The organism is Flavobacterium sp. GCM10023249 (genome assembly GCF_042653365.1).
In the GTDB taxonomy this organism is placed as follows: domain Bacteria; phylum Bacteroidota; class Bacteroidia; order Flavobacteriales; family Flavobacteriaceae; genus Flavobacterium.
The window spans coordinates 85280-110570 of sequence record NZ_JBHSHZ010000006.1 but is presented as its reverse complement, the minus strand read 5'-3'; the positions used below and the strand labels follow the sequence as shown (position 1 = coordinate 110570).

Sequence of the window (25291 nt, the reverse complement as noted above, 5' to 3'; positions counted from 1 at the left end):
GGTTTACCATTCATTTACCTTATTGGCATCCATTTTTACAAAGATGAATAATAAGATAGTAAAAGCCCATAAACTTGATCCACCATACGATAAAAAGGGTAGCGGTACTCCAATAGTTGGGAAGATACCAACAACCATCGAAATATTGACGGCAAAATGGGTGAAAAGTACTGAGGCGACTCCATAACCGTAAATTCTACTGAATTTGGTTTTCTGATTTTCGGCCAAATAGAGAATACGTAATAAGAGGCCAACATACAACAGAATCATCACAGTTGACCCAACAAATCCCCATTCTTCGCCAACAGTAGTAAAAATGTAATCAGTGTGTTGCTCTGGGACGAAATTTCCTTTGGTTTGTGTTCCTTCAAGATAACCTTTACCAATCCAGCCTCCAGAACCTATAGCAATTTTAGATTGATTAGTGTTGTAACCAACTCCAGCCATGTCCACTTCTCTTCCAAAAAGCACATTAAAACGATCTCTGTGGTGCTGCTTGAATACGTTTTCAAAAACATAGTCTACAGACAAAGAAAAACCGATCATTAAAAGGAAGACCACGCCGCTGGCAATTATGTTTCGATTAATTGGTCTTGATTTTATGTAATGTGCAGCAACTCCGATGAAGGTAATCAAAACAACATATTGAGGTTTTATCAATAACGCCATTAAGAATAAAACGATGGCAAAGAAGCCACTCCATAAATACCAAGACGGTAAGCCTTCCCGATTCAATACAAGTATAAACATTGTAAATATAAGGGCACTACCTGGATCGGGTTGTGGTAAAATCAACAATATTGGTAACCCAATAATGAGTAGTCCGATGAGTTGGTGATTGAAGTTTTTTAAATTGACTTGCGAATCGCTTAGGTATTTGGCTAAAGCTAATGCAGTTGCGGCTTTGGCAAATTCTGAAGGTTGTATAGTAAAACTTCCAATGGCGTACCAGCATCGTTGTCCGGCGACTGTCTTTCCGGCTACAAATAGCCCAGCAAGAAGTACTAAAGAAGCGCCAAAAAATACACTCGCAAAACGTTCATAAATTTTGGCATCTATGGAAAGTATTACTAAAACCAAAACCAAATTACATCCAATAAATATTAGTTGTTTACCATAGTTTTGGGTTATGTCAAAAATATAATTGGAATCAGGAGTAATATCCGCAGAATATATATTCATCCAGCCCAATGTAACAAGTGCTGTATAGATAATTACAGTAATCCAGTCGATGTTATTTTTAACACTTTGATTTTTCATTATGGCTTAATTTGTGCCGCTTGTGCTTTTTTTATTGAATCTAGTTTCTTTTGATTTTTTACCCTTGTTACCGAATCTTTTTTTAACTTAATTCTGTACATGGAATCGATATATTTTTTTGAAAATTTGTTGTACTCGTGTTGTAAACTACGGTTCATCATATTTTCTTCTCTGTATTTATTGGTTACTTTTTTCTTAATGTATTTCTCAACCATTAAAGAAGTTATTGGTCCAGCAATGGTCGCTCCATAACCACCGTTTTCTACAAACACAGCAATTGCAATTTTCGGATCGTTTTTAGGTGCAAAAGCAACAAAAATGGAGTGATCTTCCAATTGGACTTTTCTTCCGTTTATTTTGGCGAAATTTTCAGCTGTACCGGTTTTTCCGCATATTTCAATACCATCAACTCCTAAGAAATAAGCTGTACCCGTTTTGAATACTTCTGACAGGCCTTCTATAACTGGTTTGTAGTGCTTCGGATCAATAGTGGTAACGTGTTTTGTTCGGAATTTTTCATCAATGGGTTGCCCTTTGATTTTTTTGATGATATGAGGGGTGTAATAGTAACCTCTATTGGCAATTGTAGCCATCATGTTGGCTAATTGTATTGGGGTCATTAAAACTTCTCCTTGTCCAATAGAGTTGGAAACAATCGCTGATGCTCTCCAGCCACCATTTGGATATAATTTTTCGTAGGTTTTGGAAGTTGGAATGTTTCCTCTTCTTCCTGTTGGTAAGTCATATCCCATAAATTGCCCTAAACCAAATGATTTCAAATGGTTACTCCATACATCTACTCCAATTGATGGTGTATTGAAATGATTGATGGTGTTCATGTAGGTATTACCAAAATAGGCATTGCACGATTTGGCAATTCCCATGTGTAATTTACGAACTCCACCACCACAGTGGCAACGCATGAATCTGCCGCGTCCATAACTGAAACCTCCACGACAAGTAAAAGCCGATGAAGTATCGATTACACTTTCTTGTAATCCGACCAAAGCGGTTAGTATTTTGAATGGAGATCCTGGAGGATATTCTGCTAATAAACTTCGGTCGTATAGTGGTTTTGCTAATGAATCGTTATACAATCGAGTGTAATTACGGGAACGTTGTCTACCTACTAAAATGCCTGGATCATATGATGGTGCGGAAACCAAACATAATATTTCGCCGGTTTTCGGTTCTATGGCAATAATACCGCCCCTTTTGTTTTTCATTAGGGCTTCACCATATTTTTGCAGTTCAGCATCAATTGTAAGAGTTATGTCTTTTCCTTGAATGGCGATAGTGTCGTATTTTCCTTCTTTGTAAGGTCCCATTTCACGATTGAAGCGGTCACGTTGAATGTGTTTTACTCCTTTTTGACCACGTAAGATGTCCTCATACATTTCTTCGACACCTTGTTTTCCAATTAAATCTCCACTTTTATAGTACGGGTTTTTGTTAATGATGGCTTCGTTAACTTGGGTTATGAAACCAAATACATTACCGCCTTCATGAACCTGATAGTCGCGAAGAGAACGCTTTTGAATGTAAAAACCTTCAAACTTTCTTTCTTTTTCCTGGAAAGCAGCATATTCAACTTTGTTCAATTGACCCAAAAATACCGAAGGTAACAATGGACTGTATACGACTGCCTTGTCTAAACGCTTGTGAAATTCTTCTTTCGAAATGTTTAGTAGTTTACAGAATTCTAATGTGTCTAGTTCTTTGATTTCCCTGGGTACGACCATGATATCATACGAAGGTTGGTTGGCAACCAAAAGTTCGCCGTTACGGTCATAAATATAGCCGCGTTCTGGGTATTCGTACTTAATTTTAATGGAAATGTTTTCCGACTTAAGTTTCAACTCTTCGTCTATAATCTGTAAATAAAAAAGCCTTGCTATGATTAAAATAGCAGAAACTATTATCATACCTGGTAATAAAAGCTTTCTCATTTTTTACTTGGCTTGAATAAATAGATAATGATGATACTAACAATTAACGTAAAAAGGGCAGTACTAATTGTTCTCCAAAGTGCATCTAGTATAAAAGTGAATTTAAAAAATTCCAAAAGAAACAAAATCAAATGGTGTGTTATTATCGAAATAGTGATAAAAGTGAATCGTTCTGGAGACAAACGATCATTGATTTTAATGGTTTGGTATTCGTAACTTAAACCGAAAGCAAATCGGAAAAAAGCAGGTCTGATGTAGGCTAGAATTAAACAAGCTGTTGCATGAAATCCAGCTTTATTGGCGAACATATCCAATGTTAATCCTAAAAGAAAACTGGCAATTAGTAATCCGGATTTATTTGTGTTAACAGGATACAGTAAAATGAATAAAACGTAAGGTAGTGGATTGATATAGCCAAACAGGTTGATATTGTTAAAAATAATCACCTGTGCTGCAATCAGCAAAACAAAACGAATCGTATTGAATAATATAGTGCTATTCATTTTTTGGTTTGGTTTCGGCTTCTAATTTGTTAATTTCACCAATGTCTTTATTTTCGATCACGTAAACATGGTTTAAATTCGTCATGTCATTGAACAAACGAACGTCTACAGTGTAGTAGTTGGTTTCTGTGTCCATGTAAATTTTGTCGATGATACCTACAGGGATGTTTTCAGGGAATATTTTTGAAATACCTCCCGTTACAATTGTATCTCCTTTCTTAACTGAAGCTAATCTAGGAATTTCAACCAATTGAACATAACCAGCATTTTTCGCTTTCCATATTAAAGAACCAAAGTGATTGGTGCGTTTAACTTTAGCATTAATTTTAGACTTGATGTTTAAAACGCTGATAACTGTAGCATAATTTGGAGAAACTTTTTCAATTACTCCAACAATTCCTTGGCTACTCACTACTCCCATGTCTGGTTTGATTCCTTTAAGGGTACCAGTATTGATGGTTAAATAATTTTCTGGAGTATTGTAAGAATTGTTGATGACTTTAGATTGAATTACATTCAATTTGTCATACCCTTTTACAGAGTCCTTTATTAGTTTGGTAGCACTATCTTTTTTGTTAAAAAGTAGGCGACGTAACAAAGCATTCTCTTGTGCTAGTTTGTCGTTTTGATCTCTTAGGCTGAAATACGTTTTAACCTCGTTGATTTCTTCGTATACACTTCCCGATAAAGCATTGGCAGAATTTACCATTTGACTTCTATGGTAAGAATGCGATTGGATTGCCAAAACTAAAGAAGTTATCAAAAGCAGCAAAAACAGTAAGCGATTACTGTTTTTAAATATAAAGTTAAATATTTGCTGCATCAGTTATGATTAATAAATTATAAATGCTAATTCTAAATTGGAATGACAAAAGAAGCTAAACTGTTGGTTCTTCTTTTGAAATTGTTATTTAATTAATATACTTCTGTATTTGTTTAAATTTTTAAGAGCCATACCGGTTCCTCTTACTACAGCTCTCAATGGATCTTCAGCAATAAAGACAGGTAAATCGGTTTTTTGTGAAATACGTTTGTCCAAGCCTCTTAACATCGAACCACCGCCAGCAAGATAGATACCGGTGTTGTAAATGTCAGCCGCTAATTCTGGAGGAGTTTGCGATAAAGTCTCCATGATAGCATCTTCGATACGTTGGATGGATTTGTCTAAAGCTTTGGCAATTTCTCTTGAAGATACTTCTACTTGTTTTGGTTTTCCAGTTAACAAGTCACGTCCTTGAACAGACATATCATCAGGTGGAGAGTCTAAGTCTTCAATGGCAGCACCAATTTCGATTTTGATTTTTTCAGCAGTAGTTTCACCCACAAATAAATTGTGTTGTGTTCTCATATAGTAAATGATGTCGTTGGTGAAAACGTCTCCGGCAATTTTTACGGATTTATCACATACAATACCTCCTAAAGCAATCACCGCAATTTCTGTTGTTCCTCCACCGATATCTACAATCATGTTTCCTTTAGGCTGCATGATATCAATTCCAATACCAATAGAAGCTGCCATAGGTTCGTGAATTAGATAAACTTCTTTTCCGTTTACACGTTCCGCAGATTCCTTAACGGCACGCATCTCTACTTCGGTAATGCCTGAAGGAATGCAGATCACCATGCGAAGTGCTGGTGTGAATAAACGTTTCTGAAGCGCAGGAATACTTCGGATAAGCATTTTAATCATTTGCTCAGAAGCATCAAAGTCTGCAATAACTCCGTCTTTCAAAGGACGGATGGTTTTGATGTTTTCGTGTGTTTTACCCTGCATCATGTTGGCCTCTTTGCCTACGGCAATAATTTTTCCGCTAATGCGGTCACGGGCAACAATGGAAGGGCTATCGATGACAACTTTGTCGTTGTGAATGATTAGTGTGTTTGCGGTGCCAAGGTCAATCGCGATGTCCTCGGTCATGAAATCAAAAAATCCCATATTTGTATTGAGGGTTAATGTATTTAAAAGTATAATCCAAACGCAAAAGTATAAAAATTATTTGGTTTAATTCAAAATAAAAATGCATCAATACAATTTTATTGATGCATTTGTAAATATGTGAAAATATTGAGGTTTTATTAGTGTTTGAAATGACGAATCCCAGTAAATACCATAGATACTTTATTATCATTACAATAGTTAATGCTTAATTCGTCTTTTATAGATCCGCCTGGTTGAATTACAGCAGTTATCCCTGCTCTGTTTGCAATTTCTACACAATCTGGGAATGGGAAAAAGGCGTCACTTGCCATGACAGCACCTGTCAAATCAAATTCGAATGATTGTGCTTTTTCTATGGCATGTTTCAAAGCGTCAACTCTAGAAGTTTGTCCAGTTCCTGAAGCGCATAACTGTTTGTCTTTGGTCAGTACAATAGTATTTGACTTCGTGTGTTTGCAAATTTTTGATGCAAATAGTAAATCTTCAATTTCGGTTTCGCTTGGAGTTGTAAGAGTTACGGTTTTTAAATGTGCTCTCGAATCAGTAACTAAATCTTTGTCTTGTACTAAAACGCCGTTAAGACATGTTCTTACTGATGTTTTGGATAGAGTGACTTCTTTTTGAATTAAGATAATTCTATTTTTCTTTTCTTCCAGAAGATCAATGGCAGCCGAATCGTAGCTTGGTGCAATGATTACTTCGCAGAATAATTTGTTGATTTCTTCGGCAGTAGCTAAATCAATATTGCCATTTGCGATAAGAACACCTCCAAATGCAGAGGTAGGATCTCCTGCTAAGGCATCCAAATATGCTTCTTTCATTGTTTTGCGAGTGGCAATTCCGCAAGCATTATTGTGTTTTAAGATGGCAAACGTAGGGTCGTCGTTTTTGAATTCCCCAATAAGATTAACAGCAGCATCAACATCTAGTAAATTGTTGTAGGACAATTCTTTTCCGTGTAACTTGGTGAACATTTTTTCGAAGTCGCCGAAGAAAAATCCTTTTTGATGTGGATTCTCTCCATAACGCAACACGTTTCCTTGGGTTTCACTAATTTTTAAAACGGCTTCTTCGTGATTTTTGTTGAAATAATTGAAAATAGCCGAATCATAGTGTGAAGAAACATTAAAGGCTTTTGCGGCAAATGTTTTTCGTTGTTCTAATGTTGTTGCTCCGTTTTGAGAAGAAATGATTTCTAAGAACAATGAATATTCGTTAACTGAAGGAACAATTACAGTGTCTCTGAAGTTTTTTGCTGCTGCACGGATCAATGAAATTCCGCCAATATCAATTTTTTCGATAATATCGGCATCACTTGCTCCCGATGCAACCGTTTTTTCAAATGGATATAAATCGACAATCACCACGTCAATTTGTGGGATTTCGAATTCTTTCATTTGAACAACGTCAGTTTCATTATCTTGGCGATTTAAAATTCCACCAAAAATTTTGGGGTGCAATGTTTTTACTCTTCCGCCAAGAATTGATGGATAAGAGGTTACGTCTTCAACAGGAACAACGGGAATTCCAAGATTTAGGATAAATTCTTCGGTGCCACCGGTAGAGTAAAATGTAACGCCTTGTTCGTGAAGTTTGGTAACAATTGGTTCTAATCCGGTCTTATCAAACACTGAAATCAGTGCCGATTTAATTGTTTTTGTAGTATTCATTGTGTTGTTGTAATTTGTATTGCAAAAGTAGTTTTTTCATTCTGATTTCGATTCAGATTCCTGAAAAAAAATGTAACAATTGATGGAGTTTTCACACTAATGTTCAATACGATTTTCAAATTATGATGATATATATCCGATTGTTGAAGGAAAGTTTTGGTTTCGCTGTCAATGCGCTGCGCAATAATAAATTAAGAACATTGTTATCGCTGCTTGGTGTTACCATTGGTATTTTTTCCATCATAGCGGTGCTTACTGCTGTGGATTCATTGGATAGAAAAATAAAAAAGGATTTGAGTACATTGGACAAGAATTCGATTTATTTGATTCGTTTTTCTTTTGGACCAACGGATGTTCCAGATTGGAAAAGAGAGCAATTCCCGGATGTGACTTACGACGAGTATGAGTATTTGAAGAAGTCGTTGAATGATTTGGAAGCTATGTGTTTTCAGTTGTTCACCAGAAAAGAAAATATTAAATATGAAGGGAAGACTGTTAGCTCAGTCAATGTTGGGCCAACAACCTTCGAACAAGAAGATGTTCAGAAGCTAGAATTTGACCAAGGTCGTTTCTTTAATGAAGCCGAGTCTAATTCGGGCGCGCCAGTAATTGTTTTGGGACATCAAATTGCTAAAAATTTATTCGACGAAATTGATCCTCTAGGAAAGAAAGTGCGTTTGTATGGTCAACGATTTACTGTAATTGGTGTGATGACTAAGAAAGGCGCTGGTATTTTCGATGAAAATGAAGATACTACGGTGTATATTCCGGTTAATTTTCTACGCCAAATGTACGGTGATGATAATGAAATGATCACGCCGGCTATTATGATTAAGCCTGTTGATGGGGTTGATATTGATGCTTTTAAAGAAGAGTTGCGTCAGAAATTACGTCATTACAGAGGATTGAAAGAAGGTGATATTGATAATTTCTTCATGAATGTTTTGTCTGGATTTACTGATTTATTGGATGGTATTATCAAACAAATGAATTTTATTGGATGGGTTATCGCCTTTTTTTCATTGTTAGTAGGTGGGTTTGGTATTGCCAATATTATGTTTGTATCGGTAAAAGAAAGAACCAATCTGATTGGTATTCAAAAGTCATTAGGAGCGAAAAACAGGTTCATTTTATTGCAATTTTTATTTGAAGCTATAATACTTTGTGTGATTGGTGGTTTGGTAGGAATATTTTTTGTTTATCTTATTTCTATTGTTTTGACCAATGCTTTAGAATTTGAATTCATATTAAGTCTTTCCAATATCATTTTCGGAACTTTCTTAGCCGCTTTGATTGGACTAATCTCTGGAATTATACCCGCGTTTGTTGCTTCCCGATTGGATCCTGTTGAGGCAATCAGAAGTGGTATGTGATAACGGTGTTTTTTTTTTATATAGTATTTTCTTATATTTAAAAATTAATAAAAAATTTTTAAATTATTCATGAAAAAAATTATTACAAAATGCGTACGCAGGATTTTGTTAACGATTGTAACATTATCTGTCTTTTCATTTGTACCAGCAAAAAAATCATCAAAGTTGCATTCAAGGACTAATGCTAAAATTACTAATATTTCACTAAGTAATTTTGATTGTACTGTGAATGGTTATTTTTTAGGAGCTAATCCACAAGTTTTGCCAAATTGCTCAACTGCTCCAGTTAGTTTTAAGTGTTTAACTCCTGATCTTGGAACAAATGGGACATGGTCTTTTAAATGGACAATCGGTTCTGGTTGGACAACATCTGGAACTTTTGTTAATTCAAGTAGTTTAATTATACTTACGCCAAGTTCTCCTTCTATAACACCTTCCAGTGTCTCTGTTGTGGCTTATTTCACTAACAACAATGGTAGTGTAAGTGGGTATGATGTTGGTTCATGTTCAGTTACAAGAGCGTCGACATTTACAAGTGATGCAATGATTAATGGTAATAATTCTTTATGTTCGGGAAATAATATTTTCAATATAACAAATTTGCCAAATAATGCAACGGTTCAATGGTCTATTTCTGGAGTTAGTGGTGTAAACATTGTAAACCAGTCAAATTCGCAAATTACCTTAAATACAAATGCTACTAATGGTCTTTGCACTCTAAATGCGAAAATAACAAATCAATGTGGACAATCAATAACTATATCTAAAGTTATTAGCATAGGATCGCCTAATCCTGTAATAGAAGCACTGAGAACAAGTGACTGTTCATTTGAGTATAGAGCAAAAGATTCCCAATTTGCAACTACAAATATTTTGAATCACAGTTGGGAATTGGTAAGTAGTGTTGGATTTGTTGATTTTTATTCTAACGGAAATTTAGCAATGATTAATGCATGTCCTCCTTTTTCAGCTAAATTGAGATTAACAACTTCAAATTCGTGTGGAAACTCAACTGTCTATGAAACTGATTTAGTGTTAAATAATTATGATGAAGAAATTAATAAACAAGCTGCACCTAATAAATTAAGTAAATTTAAAGTTTATCCAAATCCAGCTAATGAAGTTGTTAATGTGAGTTTGGCAGAAAATGAATTTTTAAACTCTGAAAAATTAAGAAATTTGAAGGGAGAGATATTTGATGTTTACGGGTGTTTAAAGAAAACGTTTAATGTCAAAGAAAAGGTGACAACTGTTTATGTAAAAGATCTGCCAAAAGGTGTTTACATATTGAAAGTCACTACTGGGAATGGCATTGAAAATCAGAAAATTGTTATTGATTAAAAGGTAATATAAAAAATCCCGGTTAATTCCGGGATTTTCTTTTTTATCTGATTTCCTGATTCAGGATTAAATCGATGTAAAGGTTGATTTTGTTTTTTAACTCTTTTCTGTGAGCGATGAAATCAAGGAAACCATGCTCTAATACGAACTCAGAAGTTTGGAATCCTTCCGGTAAATCTTTACCTGTAGTGTCTTTTACAACACGTGGTCCAGCAAATCCAATCAATGCTCCTGGTTCGGCAATGTTAATATCGCCTAGCATTGCATAAGAAGCAGTTGTACCACCCGTAGTAGGATCTGTACATAATGAAATGTAAGGGATTTTAGCTTCTGCCAATTGTGCTAATTTCGCAGAAGTTTTTGCTAACTGCATTAATGAGTAAGCGGCTTCCATCATACGAGCACCACCTGATTTTGAGATCATTACAAACGGGATGTTGTTTTTGATGGAATAATCGATACCACGTGCGATTTTTTCTCCCACTACAGCACCCATAGATCCACCAATGAAGGCGAAATCCATACAGCAAACTACTAAATCGTTTCCTTTCGATTTACCAACACCTGTACGTACAGCGTCTTTCAATTTTGTTTTTCCGATAGCATCAACTAAACGATCAGAGTATTTTTTGGTATCCACAAACCCAAGCGGGTCTTTTGAAGTGATATTAGCGTCTAATTCGGTAAACTCGTTGTTGTCAAATAAAATTTCAAAATATTCTTTACTTCCAATGCGTACATGGAAATCATCTTCCGGGCTAACCCATAGATTTCTGGCTAATTCATCAGCATCTACAATTTTTCCTGTTGGAGATTTATACCATAAACCTTTTGGTACATCTCTTTTATCTTCAGTAGGTGTTGTAATTCCTTTTTCTTTTCTTTTAAACCAAGCCATAATAATTCAGTTATGAGTTTAAAGTTAGGAGTTATGATTTAAGTCAAACTTATTTCATACTCGTAACAGGTAATTAAAGTGTATTAACGTTATTTAAATCGGCAAAAGCCTGTTCTAATCTTTTGTTGAAAGTAATTTCACCTTCCCGAACCCATTTTCTTGGATCGTAATGTTTTTTGTTTGGTGAATCGGCACCATCAGGGCTTCCGATTTGCGTTTTTAAGTATTCAATTTTCGAAGTCATATAGTCACGAATACCTTCGGTAAATGCGAACTGTAAGTCAGTATCGATATTCATCTTGATTACACCATATGAAATTGCTTCTCTGATTTCTTCTAAAGTTGAACCAGAACCACCGTGGAAAACAAAATCAATCGGATTGGCTTCGGTATTGTATTTGTTCTGAACGTATTCTTGTGAATTTTTTAAGATTTTAGGAGTAAGTTTTACGTTTCCAGGTTTGTAAACACCATGTACGTTACCGAATGCTGCTGCAATGGTAAATCGAGGTGAAATTTTCATCAATTCCTCATACGCATAGGCTACTTCTTCCGGTTGCGTATATAATTTTGAGCTGTCAACATCGCTGTTATCTACACCATCTTCTTCACCTCCAGTAATTCCAAGTTCTATTTCAAGGGTCATTCCCATTTTACTCATTCGAGCTAAATACTCTTTACAAATGTGAATGTTTTCTTCGATAGGTTCTTCAGATAAGTCGATCATATGTGAAGAGAATAATGGTTTGCCGGTTTCTGTAAAATGTTTTTCAGAAGCATCCAATAATCCATCAATCCAAGGCAATAAGTTTTTGGCACAATGGTCAGTATGTAAAATCACAGTTGCTCCATAGGCTTCTGCCAAAGTGTGAATGTGTTTTGCTCCAGCTACTGCTCCAGCAATTGCAGCTTTTTCATTAGCATTTGACAAACCTTTACCAGCGTTGAACTGTGCTCCTCCATTTGAAAACTGAATAATTACAGGTGCTTTTAACTTTGCTGCTGTTTCAAGAACACCGTTGATAGTGCTTGATCCTACAACGTTTACCGCAGGTAAGGCAAAGCCTTTTTCTTTGGCATATTTAAAAATTTCCTGTACTTGATCTCCGGTTGCAACTCCCGGTTGTATACTGTGTGCCATGTATTTAATTTTTTATAAGATTTACAAAATTACAAATTTAGTTTTAGAATGGATAGTTAATACCAATATTTAAAACACCTTTATCGAAACGCATTTCTTTAAACCATTTTTCACCTGACATCAAGGCAGGATTGTAGGTTTTGAAACCGTAGTCGAATCGAACGATGAAGAATTTGAAATCATAACGGAATCCGGTTCCAGTACCTAAAGCTAGATTTTTTAACGATTTGAAGCCTGAAAAGACTTTGGTTGGATCGGTTTCGCTGTCCGAAATATTCCATATGTTACCGCAATCGGCAAATAGAGCGCCGTTTAAATCACCAAAAAATTTGAATCGGAATTCCGCATTTAAAGCAATCTTCATGTTGGCTTCGTTGAAATCGTTAAGACCGCCAGAACTACCTGGGCCAAGGCTGTAGGATTGCCATGCTCGGTTATCATTCGTTCCTCCTGCAAAATAACTTCGTGAAAAAGGAATTGATTTGGAATTTCCATACGGAATTGCAATACCAAAAAAGCTTCGAAAAGCAAATGATTTGTCATGTTTTAAATCCCAATGTCTTATAAATTCGAAATCTGTTTTGATGTATTGAGAGTAGGTGAGTCCGAAAATATTTCGAGTTCCGTTTTCGTTTACAGGTTGATTGGCTAATCTTGAAACAAGCGTTAAAAAGTTTCCGGCGGTCTCAATTTTTCCTCTGAAACTGTAAAATTGTTTGTCGGCAAAATCCGATTTGTTGTTTTTGCTGAAGCTGAAATTGGATGCGAAAATTAAGTTGTTTTCAGTTAAACGGTCTTTGCGCTCCTTGATACTTTGTATGTTGCGGAATTCGCTTGTTGTGGGCTCCAAACCTGGAAAGTATGGTGAAGTTAATGCGTCTATGATGAAATCGTTGGCTCCGTCTGGAATTCTTAGATTTCCGTTTTCCATATATTCAGGTTCTGTGTTGTAGGCTTGTGCCAAATCATTCAGACGATTATAGGAAGAATTGTATACATTGAAGTAGTTGTCAATGTTGACATTCTTGACATATTGCAGGTTAACCAAATCAAATTTGATATCGGTATTTTTTTTTGGAATCCAGTTGTAACTAACTGTCGAGGTCAAATTTTCTTTGTCCAAACCAATATTGGTTTGTTTTGAAAAACCCAAACTGATTAATGAATTCGGGAACATTCTTTTCGGAATGATTTTATCCGTATTAAATGGAGCGAATATTCTTGGGAAAGTCAGGCGTAAATCTGCACCAACTTCCGAAAGATTGAAAAAACGATTGTCTGGATTGGCTAAATCTTTAGATGCACCTATATTACCACGTAAAGCAAGTTCAAGGATTTCAGCACCTCTGAAAATATTACGGATGGAAAATGAGGTACTTCCTGCAATACCAAAATCCATGATATTGGAATGGGTGAAATCAGCATTGGCTCTGAAACTATACTTGTCCTTAGCAGTAAGATGTATTTTTACGTTCAACTTTTTAGTTATAGTGTCTTCAATGTATTCGATGTTGGGATAATTGAAAACTCGCAAATTACTCAATGAACGTAGTGTTAAAGTTCTATTGTCATCACTGTACAGACTGTCTTTTTGGATGAAAACAGCATCAGTCAATGCTTTCGATCGATAACGTAGTTTCTTTGTACTGTAAATGTTGAAGTTTTTGTACTGTGCGCTGTCTATAAATTGCTTTTTGTTTTTTGTAGATAAGTCGTAGGTAAGAATATCGACTTCGCCTATCTTGTAAATATGGAATGGGCGACTTTTAATGCTATCGCCAGCTTTGTATTCACGATTATTGATTGTGACAATTACGGGCGCTTTTTTTGTTGTAGTATCAATTTCAAAAAGGATGTTTTGTTGTTGGAAATTATAGATTCCTTTGTTTCTGAAAAGTGTGGTTAATCGGCTGCGTTCCGCATCAAAATTTTCGGTTTTGTATTGTTGCCCGAATTTAATTTTGGACTGATTTTTTACAGTCAAATAAAGCGAGTCGATTGCTTTGGATTGTATTTTTCTCGAAATAGTATCCAAAAAAGTCGGTTTGCCTTTGGTTACAGTATAATCAATTGTGCCTCTTTTGTTGTCTAAATAGTTGATTTTGTATTTGGCTACCGCATCGAAATATCCTTCATCAAAATAATGAGCTCTTAGGCGTTTAGTGGAACGGTTGGCTTTTATAGTATCGATAATTACCGGAGCTTCTCCAGTTTTTGTCAGGAACTTATGCCATCCAGAATACCAGAAAGATTTTCCTAATCGATTGACTTGTTTTTTAGATAACCACTTGGCTTTTCTGTAATATTTTTCAGGGTTTTTAGTGTATTTTGCTCTGAATATTGAATCTGTATTGTTTTTAGCCAAATTGTACATGTGCAATCGCAATTTAAATCCTAAAATTGCAGAATTGGGTTGTTGTACTATTTGTGAAGTTACTGCTTCGTCTTTGATTAGTTTTCCGTCTACCTCTACTTTGTTTTTAATTAAGAGGGATCTATTGGTCGGAACCTTTTTTACTGCATTACATGCGGAGATAAGCACTGCAGTTAGAAGAATTAATACTATTTTTGTAGAGGAATTATTCAAAAGAATCAGAAATTTAATTCAAAAATACACTTTTTTATGGTTAGTAAAAACCAAATAAAACTTATAACGAGCCTACAGCAAAAAAAATACCGAAAACAACATCAATTATTCATTGCAGAAGGTGTAAAAGTGATTGACGAGCTACTTCGATCCGATTTTGAGTTAGAACATTTATTTGTGACTCATGATTTGTTTTTGAATGTTTCCAAAGTAAAAAAGACAATTGTTTCAGAGGCTGATTTAAAAAAGCTATCAGCATTGACTACAGCAAATGATTGTTTGGCTTTGTTTAAGATTCCATCTGATGTTGCGATTAATGACACAGGATTAGTAGTTGCGCTTGATGATATTCGTGATCCAGGAAATTTAGGAACTATAATTCGTTTGTGTGATTGGTTTGGTGTCCAGCAAATTGTGTGTTCTGAACAAACGGTAGATTTATACAATCCGAAGGTAGTTCAGGCAACCATGGGTTCCATTTCGCGTGTCAATGTCGTTTATGTGAATTTAGAAAATTATCTTACATCTGTTTCAAAAGAAATTTTTGGAACTTTTATGGAAGGTGACACTATTTACCATTGCGATTTGCCTAAAGAAGGCATTATTGTTTTGGGGAATGAAGCCAATGGTATTTCTAAAGCAGTTGAAAATGCAATAACTCAAAAAATAAGCATACCTCGTTTTGGTGATTTACAGCAAACGGAAAGTTTGAATGTAGCAACAGCCACAGCAATTGTATTAAGTGAATTCAAACGAATCCACTACAAATAAAAGACCTTGAAATAAGTTGAGTTTTTAGTGAAAAGCGAAGTTGATGAAAATTCCGCGAGTCGACATGCTGGCTATATTTCCTGTCCATGGACTGTTAGGGTCATTATCCGGAATGATTTCATTTTTCAAACCAAAAACACCACGAATGGAGGGAGAAAATTTGAAGTATTCAAAATACATGTCAATACCTAATCCTAATTCGTAGTTATTGCTTGTTTTTATCATTCTGAATCGATTTGCAGAGTTGTCATCTGGCGATTTTGCATTACTAGATAAATTCAATGAGCTGGAAAGTCCTCCGATTACATAAGGTTTTACATTTCCTAGTCGTTTTGATGAAAACTTGGCCAATAAAGGAAAATGGATATAAGTTGATTTTACTTCTCTTAGTCGATCGACTGGATCAGTGAAGTTCGGGAAAGTTAAATTGCGTTGTCCATAAAACAATCCGGGTTCAAATCGCAAGTCCACATAATCATTAATGCGTAAATTGGAAATCAAACCTACGTTAAATCCAGTTTGACTGTCAACCAGAATATCTTGTCCATCCAATTTTTTGTCAAATTTGAAATCGTAATTGTTAATGCCTAAATAAAAACCAAAATGAATCCTTTGTTTGTCAAAGTTTTCCAAATTGACAATAGGTTTTTTAGCAAACATGCTTTTTCTGAAAATCTGCGCATTTGCTGTAACTGATACGATAATCAATAAAATGATGAAAAGTTTCTTAGTCATTCCTGTTATTTTTTTGATGCGCTGTAAATAGTGGCTACCCCAAACGTTTGAGGAAGGTTTCGTACATCTATAAACCCAATATTACGTAAAATATTGTTCAAACGTTCACCATGAGGAAAAATTGATGCCGAATCGGATAAATATTTATAGGCAACTTTGTCTTTGGAGAAAAGGCGTCCAATTAGCGGCATGATGTTTTTAGTGTAAAAATTATATCCTTGTTTGAAAGGGAATTTTTCCGGTATGGAAGTTTCCAAAATAACGAACTGTCCTCTGGGTTTTAAAACGCGAAGTATTTCATGCAGTCCGGCGTCAAGATCTTCAAAGTTTCGGATACCAAAAGCTACTGTGATCGCATCGAAAGTATTGTCTTCAAAAGGAATCTTTTCCCCATCTCCCAAAACCATTTCAATACGATTGTTCAGATTTTTATGTGCAATCTTCTGTCTACCAACTTCCAACATTCCTGAAGAAATGTCTAAACCTGTAATTTTAGCGCCTTCGATTTGGGAAAGTAATATCGCTAAGTCACCTGTACCCGTAGCTACATCTAAAATGGTTTTCGGTTGCTTTGAAGCAATCATTTTTACCATTTTCTTTCTCCAAGAAACATCGACACCAAATGAAATCACTCGATTCAGATTGTCATATTCTGAAGAGATGGTATCGAACATTTGAGCGACTTGTTCCTTCTTGGTTGAGTCGGAATTTTTATAAGGTTTTGTACTGATTGACATAAAAAAATTTTCAACAAATATAGAATTAAATTTTTAATAGCTAAAAGAGTGTATTTCGGCGAATAATTGATGTTTTTTGTCGTTTATATCACCAAAATTAGGTATTTTTCAAAATACTAACTATTTGGTATTGTGGTTATTAAAAAAATGTTTTAAATTTATAATCTGATAATCTCGTTAAAATGTTCTAAACATTAGTGGCAGAAAAAAAAGAATTAACAGACACGGTTAATTGTAATAATTTTCAATCGAGCTTTTGCAGTTGTTACCCAATTGCATAAAAAGTGTCACAAACGTTCTTTGGGTTAAATTTGTTTTTGGAAATTTTAGTTTTTTGTTATATTACTTTAGTGGTATTTGGTGATATAACTTAGAGATTCTAATCTCGGTTTTTTTTGGCCAATATAATTTTGGTGGAACATTAAAAACTTTATTCATTGATTGAAAATGCCGAAAACGATATTATTAGAAAAAACATCTCTTCGGAGATGTTTTTTTTTGGAATCAAATTAGATTTTATGATAGGTTTCAAAGGTGAAAGGCAATTGGTGTTTTTCATCTTTTTCGTGAAATTCAGATTCGATCAGTCGCCATTTCTGAAAATCAATTTCAGGGAAAAAAGTATCAGCGTCAAAAGTTCCGTGAACTCGGGTTAGTTCGATGCAATCGGCATGATCGATAGATTGTTTGTAAATTTCACCTCCTCCAATGATGAATATTGTTTCGTTTTTTGGACAAGTAGTAATTGCTTTTTCTAATGAATTTACTACGATACAGCCCTCCGGAACATTATAATCCTTACTTCGAGTAATAATCACATGGGTACGGTTGGGTAGCGGTTTGGGAAAACTTTCGAAGGTTTTTCGGCCCATAATGATAAAATGCCCTGTAGTTAACGTTTTGAACCTTTTGAAGTCATCCGGCAAATGCCATAACAAATCATTGTCTTTTCCTAATTCGTTGTTTTCACCTGCTGCGGCAATTAATGTAATCATTGGTTGTTTTTGTCTAAATCTTTTTGCAGTTGCTCTATTTTGCGTTCTTGTTTGGCAATCAATTTGTCGATTTGCTCTCGTTCCCATTTTTTATTCATAAAACTATCGGTGATAAATACTCGGATAAAGTGTAGAACAAACAAAAAAGCCCAAATGGTTATAGCCCAAAGTGCCCAATGGGTTTCCGGCATGACATTCAGAAATTTATTGGCAATTAGAAAAAAAATACTGCCCAATACAAAAAGAACAAAGTGGAAGTACAAATGTTTTTTTTGCTTCAAACGCAAACGGGCATATTCATACAATTCGTGTTGGTTGGTGTCCATAGGTTAATTTTATGGATTTAAAGATAATAAAAACTTTACTTTTTTTTCTTAATAGTTAGAAAACTATGAATTATTAAAAATATACTCAAAATGATGTATAATAGTAAAGAGAGTATTGTAATGAATTCAATTGATGCTCTATCTGGATTTAATATAGCGATGATGCTTTGATTTAAAGACAATAGAGAAATGGAGATGTAAAAATGCCTTTTTGCAGCGATAGAAAAGTTGAGATTCACTTTCCAGATATACAAGAGATAAAATACACCCCAAAACAGAAATAACCCTGCAAAGAGGCTTGTGTAGTTTGTTCCGTTACAATTGTTGAGATCAAAAAAAGTATCGCAAATGTTAGGAAAAAAAACAGAAGCATAAACAAGTACTGCTAGTCCAATTAATAAAAATGAATGGGTAAATTGTTTTAACATTAGTTGGTTTAAATTGTATGTTTTACCGTTATAGGAAGGTTTAGTCAGACTTTTCTTTTTTTACCTTCATGTTCGCCCGAAATCCAATTCTCATGATTTGATAATATTCGGGCTGCTTCTTTAGTCAATCGGTAGTCTAGTTAAGAAGAATTTTATCAATCTTTTTTTGTGCTAACTTAGTTTAGGTTAACGGCAATTGGTACTGAGAAATGGGCACGTACATTTTGACCGAATTGTTGTCCCGGAATCCAGTCTTCATAATTTGAAACCACTCGTATCGCCTCTTCGTCTAAGCCATAACCCAGGCCTCTGATTACTTTTACTTCAGTGATTTTTCCATCTTTTTCCACAATAAATTCCAAGATAATTCTTCCTTTTACTTTGTTTTGAATGGCTTCTCTGGTAAAGTTGAAGTTTTTTGAAATGTGTTGTGTGAAATCCTGTAATCCCTTTTTGGGACTTGGTTGGGTTTCGTATTTATTGTAGGTTGTCGTTTCTCCATCCTTTAGTTTGATTTCCCCATTGACGAAATAACCCGTCTCATTGTAATTGATTGTGTTGGTTGTTCCGGTTTCTTTGTCAAATGTTATCCATTGGTTGACTTTGTTTCCTTCTTTTAACTGACCTTTAATGGTTTTGTGTTCGTTATTGTAACTGTAATATCCGTTTCCGTTGGCAACTGTCTGAATGCCGTTTTCATCCCAGAACTCCAAGGTTTTGGATCTGAACTGAGGAATGTTAGAATCGTAATCAATGGCGATTGTTTCTTCTTTGTTCCCGTTCGGGTAATATTTGTACAGTGTTGCTTTCCTTCCTTTATGCGTGGCTAATAATTCCGTTTCTTTGATGCCGGTTTCGTAATACTCGATAGTCCTACTTTGAATTGAATCGTTTAGGCCATAAGGTGTGTACAAATGTTTTGGATTCCCGTTTTCATAAAAACGTTTAATAATTCCAATACTGCCCTGATGGTCTTCTTTGTAAGCGATTGTTTTTTCTTCTTCTAATTTGCCTGATTTATAGCAGGTTAATACCTGGTATTCTTTTTGGTCCAATCGATAATCTTTGATGATTCGGTAAAAATGATGGCCGGTTTCTTTGGTTTCTCGTTTAAGTGAATCTAGGTATATTTTTTTATCTTTTTTACCTTGTGCCAACAGAATATTGTTAAGTAACAAGAGGATGTAAAGTGTTTTTCTCATTTTTAAATTATTGTGCGGTAAGACGTAAGGGAAGATGATATCGTGTTCGAATGTTTTTTCCTCGGATTTTTCCTGGACTCCAAGATTTATATTCTTTTACAATTCGTATGGATTCTTCATCCAATCCATATCCTAGGCTTTTGATTACGACTATGTTGTTGATGCTTCCGTCGGTTTCTATGATGAACTCCAAAATTACCTTGCCGCTAATGTTGTTTTTTAGCGCTTCTTTGCTGTAAACGAAAAACATTGCGATGAATTGACTAAAGTCAGAATAGCCTCTTGCTGGCATTGCTGCTATTTCTTGTTCTTCATACGTTATGACCGTTCCGTCAAGTTCGATTCTTTTGCCTTTGATGAATTTACCGTTTTTGAATTTTTCTATTATTTTCTCACCGGTTGCTTTATTTTGTTCAATCCATTCGCCGTCTTTTAAACTGTCTTTTACTGCGCCGTTTATTTTGAAGAAATCGGTTTCGATTTGATAATTACCGTTGCCGTCTTTTACTGTATGATTGTTGTTCTTGTCCCAAGCTTGGATAATTTTATTGTTTAGGCCTGCATTGGGTATGCTGAAATTGTTCTTTTCAATAGATAGCTTGTTGCCGTTTGTGTAATAATTGGTTTCTGTGGTAATCTTCGTTTTTTTATTAGATTCAATTTCTTGATAGAGCTGACCTCCTTCGTACCAATTGGTAGTATAGTCGATGCCGGTTTCGCTATCTGAAATTTGCTGTTCTTGTTTCTTGATGCCGTTTTCGGAATAGGTAGTTAGAATGCCTGTTTTTGAATTCAGATTGGTTTTGTCTTTTAAGGTGTATTCTTTGCGGAGTTGCCCCGATTTGTAATATTCAAAAACTTTGTAATTGTCTTTTTCTGACGAATACTCTTTGATGATTCGGGTGTAAAAATGGTTTCCTTCAGTTGTGTTCTTCTCGATAGAATCTAAATAAATTGTTTTATCCGTATTATTTTGAGCCCATAATAAATTAGTAGCCACAAAAAAAGCTACCAAAAGAACGTTTTTCATTGTTGTTTGGTTAATCTATCAGATGAATTAAATAGCCACTTGGCCTTTGATATGCGGGTGTGGATCGTAATCTACTAAAGTGAAATCGTCAAATGTGAAGTCAAAGATGTTTTTAACTTCAGGGTTTAGAATCATCTTCGGAAGTGGTCTTGGATCACGGGAAAGTTGGAGTCCCAATTGCTCGATGTGGTTGTTGTAAATATGTGCATCTCCAAAAGTATGGATGAATTCTCCGGGTTGTAAATCGCATACTTGAGCTACCATTAGTGTGAATAGAGCGTAAGAAGCAATGTTAAATGGTACTCCTAAGAAGATATCGGCGCTTCTCTGGTACAATTGACACGAAAGCTTACCGTCGGCTACATAAAACTGAAAAAAGGCATGACAAGGAGGTAATGCGGCTTTTCCGTTGGCTACATTTTCTGCGAACGATTTGGAAGTATCAGGGAGTACTGAAGGATTCCATGCGGAAACTAGCATTCTGCGGCTGTTCGGGTTAGTTTTCAGTGTTTCGATAAGTTCCTTGATTTGATCTATTTCTTCACTGTTCCAGTTGCGCCATTGGTGTCCGTAAACCGGGCCTAAATCTCCGTTATCATCGGCCCATTCGTCCCAAATGCGCACCCCGTTTTCTTTTAAATAAGCAATGTTGGTTTCTCCTTTTAAGAACCAAAGTAATTCATGAATGATGGATTTTAGATGTAGTTTTTTAGTGGTAACCATTGGGAAACCTTCGCTTAAGTCAAAACGCATTTGGTAACCGAATACACTTTTAGTGCCGGTGCCTGTTCTGTCTCCTTTTTGATTTCCGCTTTCTAAAACGTGCTTTACTAAATCTAAATACTGTTTCATTTTACTTCCTTTACTCTATGAGTCTATGCTTGACGCATCATTCTTTTTATGATTCTCTTTTCGAAATTTCGTCTCGGATACTGGCTGCTTTTTCATAATCTTCTTCCTGAACGGCCTGTTCTAACATATCGTGTAATTCGGAAAGGCTAAATTTGGAATAGGTGCTTTTGGTATTGCTACTTTCTTCCAAGCCGAAGGTTTCAGGGGTAGAAAGAATATCGTCTAAGTTTTCTTCCGGGTTTTCTGTTTCGGGATTTACTTTTAGATAGATACCTGCTTTATCCAGTATGTTTTTATAGGTAAAAATAGGTGCGTTAAAGCGTAAGGCCAATGCGATGGCATCGGAGGTTCTTGCGTCAATGATTTCTTCTATTTTATCTCGTTCACAAATCATACTTGAATAGAAAACACCATCTACCAATTTGTGGATAATAACTTGTTTGATGACAATGTCAAAACGTTCTGCAAAGTTCTTGAATAAATCGTGGGTTAATGGGCGTGGCGGTTTGATTTCCTTCTCTAGTGCGATTGCGATAGATTGTGCTTCAAAAGCCCCAATTACAATTGGTAATTTTCGATCCCCATCAACTTCATTTAAAATTAATGCATAGGCCCCGTTCTGGGTTTGACTGTAGGATATTCCTTTTATAGATAGCTTTACTAAACTCATTTTATGGCTGTGAATATATCATTGCAAAGTAACAAAAAACTTTGGGTTGTAGAAACAAAAAAGAGCCACAAATTGTGACTCTTTTGAACTGCTTCAGAAAAGCATTATGAATTTTGTGCCTTGAAGGCTTTTAATTTTTCAATTAATTTAGGTAAAACATCAAATGCGTCACCTACAACACCATAGTCCGCTACTTTGAAGAAAGGCGCTTCCGGGTCAGAGTTGATGGCTACTTTAACTTTTGAAGAGTTGATACCTGCAATGTGTTGGATTGCACCTGAAATACCTACAGCAATATATAAATTCGTTGCTACCGGTTTTCCAGTTTGTCCTACGTGCTCACTGTGAGGTCTCCAACCTAGATCAGATACTGGTTTAGAGCAAGCTGTTGCTGCACCTAATACAGAAGCTAATTCTTCAATCATACCCCAGTTTTCAGGACCTTTTAATCCACGACCACCTGATACTACTACATCTGCATCGGCGATGGTTACTTTACCAGAACCTTTTTCAACGGATTGAACTTGTACACCAAAATCGGCATCAGAAATAGATGGGGCAAAATCTTCAGCTGCAGCAGCTCCAGAAGCTTCTACTAAGCCAAAGCTGTTTTTACCGATAGCTAAAACTTTAACATCGGTAGCAATTTCAGTAATATTGAATGCTTTGTTAGAGAATGCATTTCTTTTCACTTGGAAAGGAGAAATGCTTATAGGTAAAGCCACTACGTTTGAAGCATATCCAGCGTTCAAGCTAACAGCTACAAGTGGAGCAACGTATAAACTATCTGTAGTAGAAGATAAGATAACGATTTTAGCGCTTTCTTTTTCTGCTGCTTGTTTGATAGTGTCAGCGTAAGCTTTAGCTGTAAAGTTGGCTAATTTATCGTTGGTTACTTTTAATACTTTATCTACACCGTATTTTCCTAATTCGGAAACATCACCAGTATTAATGGTTAATGCGGTTACGGTTGTGCCAGTTGATTCGGCGATTTTCTTTGCGTATGAAGCTAATTCAAAAGCTACTTTCTTGAATTTTCCTTCTGCTGATTCTGCGTATATTAATATAGACATGATTTCTTAAATTTTTAATGTTAAAAAGTTTAAAGTGTAAAGTTCCTTTTTGAGGGAACAGTTGCTTCAAACTAGATCACTTTAGCTTCGTTGTGTAATAAGTTGATTAATTCGTCTAAATTATCAGGGCTTACTAATTTCACTGCCGATTTAGGAGCTGGTTTTTCAAATTTCACTGCTTTTGTAGCTACATCAGCACCAACTGGTTCAAGCACTTGTAATGCTTTAGTTCTAGCGGTCATGATACCGCGCATGTTCGGGATACGTAAGTCTTTCTCTTCCACTAAACCTTTTTGACCACCTACGATCAATGGTAAAGTTGTTGTAACGGTTTCTTTTCCTCCGTCGATTTCTCTAACCGCAGTAGCATTGTTGCCTTCTACTTTTAAATCGATACAAGAGTTTACGAAGTTTGAACCTAAAATTCCGGCGATCATACCTGGAACCATACCTCCGTTGTAATCTAAAGATTCTCTACCTGCGATTACTAAATCGTATCCACCAGCTTTAATTACTTCTGCTAATTGCTTCGCTACGAATAAACCGTCAGTTGGATTCGCGTTAACACGGATAGCTTCGTTTGCACCGATAGCCAATGCTTTTCTTAATGTTGGTTCAGTGTCCGGACCTCCAACGTTTACAACGGTCACGTTAGCGCCTTGTTGTTCTTGGAACCAGATAGCTCTTGTCAAACCAAATTCATCATTTGGATTAATTACATATTGTACACCGTTAGTGTCAAATTCTGAATCACCATTGGTAAAGTTAATTTTTGAAGTAGTATCAGGCACGTGGCTGATGCAAACTAATATTTTCATCGTTTAATAAATTGGTTTTTACAAAATTGAAGCACAAATTTAAGCAAAAAAACGGAATAATACTATGCGTGCATAATATTTTTTTAAAAACTATTTCGTTTTCGTTTCTTTTTTTGATGTTCTACTTTTTTCTGGCTGTATCAAAGGTCTTGTTTTTGTTTGTAAGTGGGCTTTTTGGTTTTATGTGATTGATAGTCAGTGGGAAAGATAGATTTATGCTAAGTAGGTTAGGAATGTAGTAATAGTTTTATTTAGGTTGGTTCCTGTTTGTCTACTTTTTTACTACGGTTAAATAATACTCATATACGCCATATACACGCCATATATACGCCATATATACGCCATATATACGCTATATATACGCTATATATACGCTATATATACGCTATATATGGGTTTTGTTTTTTAGGTGATTAAGGTTTAAAGTTGAATACTTGAGAATTTTGAGTTTAGTTGCGAAATTTCGGGATTCGATTTTTTCAATAATCGCTTCGCCTGTTTGTGATTTGTAATCATAAGATTTGAGAGCCAAACAGTTCAGTCGTTTTGTTTAGTATCGAAAAATACGACGGTAGCTCTTCCTATGTCATATTTTGTGAAGCCAGCAAGTAGTATTTCGGTGGTGTCTGTAACTTCCTGATTAGGTTCTATTTTTATGATGCCTTCATAGATGTCTGAATAGGTAATTCGGTAAAATTTCCCCTATCTTTTGTCGTGATTTCTGGAGGTAAGATTCCAATGTTTGCTTTAAATTTTTTGTTGTTTCGGTGATAGATAATGTAATTCTACTTTTTATCTGCGGTTTGTGAAATGTATTTGCCAATAGTCATTTTTTGTTTTCTTGACTTTTGTTCTTTAGCTCTTTGTATTTCTGATTTTGTGTATGTTTTCAAAATCCTTGTTTATGTTGTGCGATTGTATTGCTTAAATTATTATAAATACTATGAATGCCAGGAATGGAAAACAGATAAGGGAAATTGATATTTTCATTGG

22 protein-coding genes are annotated in these 25291 nt (G+C 35.4%); 3 read left to right on the top strand and 19 right to left on the bottom strand.

The annotated features are described in order from the left end of the window. Positions 1 to 3: 3 nt before the first annotated feature. From rodA to purH, 6 genes are all read right to left on the bottom strand, one after another. The gene (gene rodA / locus ACFO7M_RS02135) at positions 4 to 1260 is read right to left on the bottom strand and encodes a rod shape-determining protein RodA (protein ID WP_379718677.1); all 1257 of its coding nucleotides are present in this window, start codon (positions 1258 to 1260) and stop codon (positions 4 to 6) included. Beyond that, on the bottom strand, positions 1260 to 3209 hold the full coding sequence (gene mrdA, locus ACFO7M_RS02130; protein WP_379718680.1) for a penicillin-binding protein 2: 1950 nt from the start codon (positions 3207 to 3209) through the stop codon (positions 1260 to 1262). Before mrdA ends, rodA begins: the two co-directional genes overlap by 1 nt. Then, positions 3206 to 3712, bottom strand: a complete 507-nt coding sequence (locus ACFO7M_RS02125) for a rod shape-determining protein MreD (protein ID WP_379718683.1) — start codon at positions 3710 to 3712, stop codon at positions 3206 to 3208. Before ACFO7M_RS02125 ends, mrdA begins: the two co-directional genes overlap by 4 nt. Then, entirely contained in the window at positions 3705 to 4535 is an 831-nt protein-coding gene (mreC, locus tag ACFO7M_RS02120) for a rod shape-determining protein MreC (protein WP_379718686.1), read from the bottom strand. Before mreC ends, ACFO7M_RS02125 begins: the two co-directional genes overlap by 8 nt. Positions 4536 to 4619: 84 nt before the next feature. Beyond that, positions 4620 to 5648, bottom strand: a complete 1029-nt coding sequence (locus ACFO7M_RS02115; protein ID WP_073308847.1) for a rod shape-determining protein — start codon at positions 5646 to 5648, stop codon at positions 4620 to 4622. 140 nt (positions 5649 to 5788) lie between these two features. Further along, entirely contained in the window at positions 5789 to 7321 is a 1533-nt protein-coding gene (gene purH / locus ACFO7M_RS02110; protein ID WP_379718689.1) for a bifunctional phosphoribosylaminoimidazolecarboxamide formyltransferase/IMP cyclohydrolase, read from the bottom strand. Positions 7322 to 7443: 122 nt separating this feature from the next. Between purH and ACFO7M_RS02105 the strand changes: the two genes are divergently transcribed. Together ACFO7M_RS02105 and ACFO7M_RS02100 are read left to right on the top strand one after the other, a co-directional pair. After that, the gene (locus tag ACFO7M_RS02105) at positions 7444 to 8694 is read left to right on the top strand and encodes an ABC transporter permease (protein ID WP_379733783.1); all 1251 of its coding nucleotides are present in this window, start codon (positions 7444 to 7446) and stop codon (positions 8692 to 8694) included. A gap of 69 nt (positions 8695 to 8763) precedes the next feature. After that, positions 8764 to 10035, top strand: coding sequence for a T9SS type A sorting domain-containing protein (locus ACFO7M_RS02100; protein WP_379733781.1), 1272 nt, complete (start codon positions 8764 to 8766; stop codon positions 10033 to 10035). Between the two features lie 43 nt (positions 10036 to 10078). Here ACFO7M_RS02100 and accD read toward each other — a convergent pair whose 3' ends face one another. The 3 genes from accD to ACFO7M_RS02085 all read right to left on the bottom strand — a co-directional run bounded on the left by accD (position 10079) and on the right by ACFO7M_RS02085 (position 14661). Then, a complete protein-coding gene (gene accD, locus ACFO7M_RS02095) occupies positions 10079 to 10933 on the bottom strand; it encodes an acetyl-CoA carboxylase, carboxyltransferase subunit beta (RefSeq protein ID WP_379718701.1) in 855 nt (284 codons plus the stop codon). Between the two features lie 73 nt (positions 10934 to 11006). Continuing rightward, positions 11007 to 12074, bottom strand: coding sequence for a class II fructose-bisphosphate aldolase (gene fbaA, locus ACFO7M_RS02090; protein WP_379718704.1), 1068 nt, complete (start codon positions 12072 to 12074; stop codon positions 11007 to 11009). A gap of 43 nt (positions 12075 to 12117) precedes the next feature. Further along, positions 12118 to 14661: a BamA/TamA family outer membrane protein gene (locus tag ACFO7M_RS02085; protein WP_379733779.1), complete on the bottom strand. Its 2544-nt coding sequence runs from the start codon at positions 14659 to 14661 to the stop codon at positions 12118 to 12120. A 36-nt stretch (positions 14662 to 14697) separates the two neighbouring features. Here ACFO7M_RS02085 and ACFO7M_RS02080 point away from each other — a divergent pair, with 36 nt between their 5' ends. Next, positions 14698 to 15432, top strand: coding sequence for a TrmH family RNA methyltransferase (locus ACFO7M_RS02080; RefSeq protein WP_379733777.1), 735 nt, complete (start codon positions 14698 to 14700; stop codon positions 15430 to 15432). Positions 15433 to 15456: 24 nt separating this feature from the next. On the opposite strand, the gene ACFO7M_RS02075 is transcribed toward ACFO7M_RS02080, so the two are convergent. The 10 genes from ACFO7M_RS02075 to ACFO7M_RS02030 all read right to left on the bottom strand — a co-directional run bounded on the left by ACFO7M_RS02075 (position 15457) and on the right by ACFO7M_RS02030 (position 24298). Next, positions 15457 to 16167, bottom strand: coding sequence for a porin family protein (locus ACFO7M_RS02075; RefSeq protein WP_379733775.1), 711 nt, complete (start codon positions 16165 to 16167; stop codon positions 15457 to 15459). A 5-nt stretch (positions 16168 to 16172) separates the two neighbouring features. Further along, complete coding sequence (gene ubiE, locus ACFO7M_RS02070; RefSeq protein ID WP_379733773.1) at positions 16173 to 16904, bottom strand: bifunctional demethylmenaquinone methyltransferase/2-methoxy-6-polyprenyl-1,4-benzoquinol methylase UbiE; 732 nt, start codon at positions 16902 to 16904, stop codon at positions 16173 to 16175. 509 nt (positions 16905 to 17413) lie between these two features. Further along, positions 17414 to 17899, bottom strand: coding sequence for a dihydrofolate reductase (locus ACFO7M_RS02065; RefSeq protein WP_379733771.1), 486 nt, complete (start codon positions 17897 to 17899; stop codon positions 17414 to 17416). Further along, positions 17896 to 18225: a 2TM domain-containing protein gene (locus tag ACFO7M_RS02060; RefSeq protein ID WP_379733769.1), complete on the bottom strand. Its 330-nt coding sequence runs from the start codon at positions 18223 to 18225 to the stop codon at positions 17896 to 17898. Before ACFO7M_RS02060 ends, ACFO7M_RS02065 begins: the two co-directional genes overlap by 4 nt. A 604-nt stretch (positions 18226 to 18829) precedes the next feature. Beyond that, entirely contained in the window at positions 18830 to 19855 is a 1026-nt protein-coding gene (locus tag ACFO7M_RS02055) for an energy transducer TonB (protein WP_379733767.1), read from the bottom strand. A 7-nt stretch (positions 19856 to 19862) separates the two neighbouring features. Further along, positions 19863 to 20885, bottom strand: a complete 1023-nt coding sequence (locus ACFO7M_RS02050) for an energy transducer TonB (RefSeq protein WP_379718732.1) — start codon at positions 20883 to 20885, stop codon at positions 19863 to 19865. 27 nt (positions 20886 to 20912) lie between these two features. Then, positions 20913 to 21737 (bottom strand): thymidylate synthase, encoded by an 825-nt coding sequence (locus ACFO7M_RS02045; RefSeq protein ID WP_379733765.1) that lies wholly within the window; start codon positions 21735 to 21737, stop codon positions 20913 to 20915. A 46-nt stretch (positions 21738 to 21783) separates the two neighbouring features. Then, positions 21784 to 22407, bottom strand: coding sequence for a bifunctional nuclease family protein (locus tag ACFO7M_RS02040; protein WP_379718738.1), 624 nt, complete (start codon positions 22405 to 22407; stop codon positions 21784 to 21786). Between the two features lie 104 nt (positions 22408 to 22511). After that, positions 22512 to 23480 (bottom strand): electron transfer flavoprotein subunit alpha/FixB family protein, encoded by a 969-nt coding sequence (locus ACFO7M_RS02035; RefSeq protein ID WP_379733763.1) that lies wholly within the window; start codon positions 23478 to 23480, stop codon positions 22512 to 22514. A 71-nt stretch (positions 23481 to 23551) separates the two neighbouring features. Next, a complete protein-coding gene (locus tag ACFO7M_RS02030; RefSeq protein ID WP_379718744.1) occupies positions 23552 to 24298 on the bottom strand; it encodes an electron transfer flavoprotein subunit beta/FixA family protein in 747 nt (248 codons plus the stop codon). Positions 24299 to 25291: the final 993 nt, after the last annotated feature.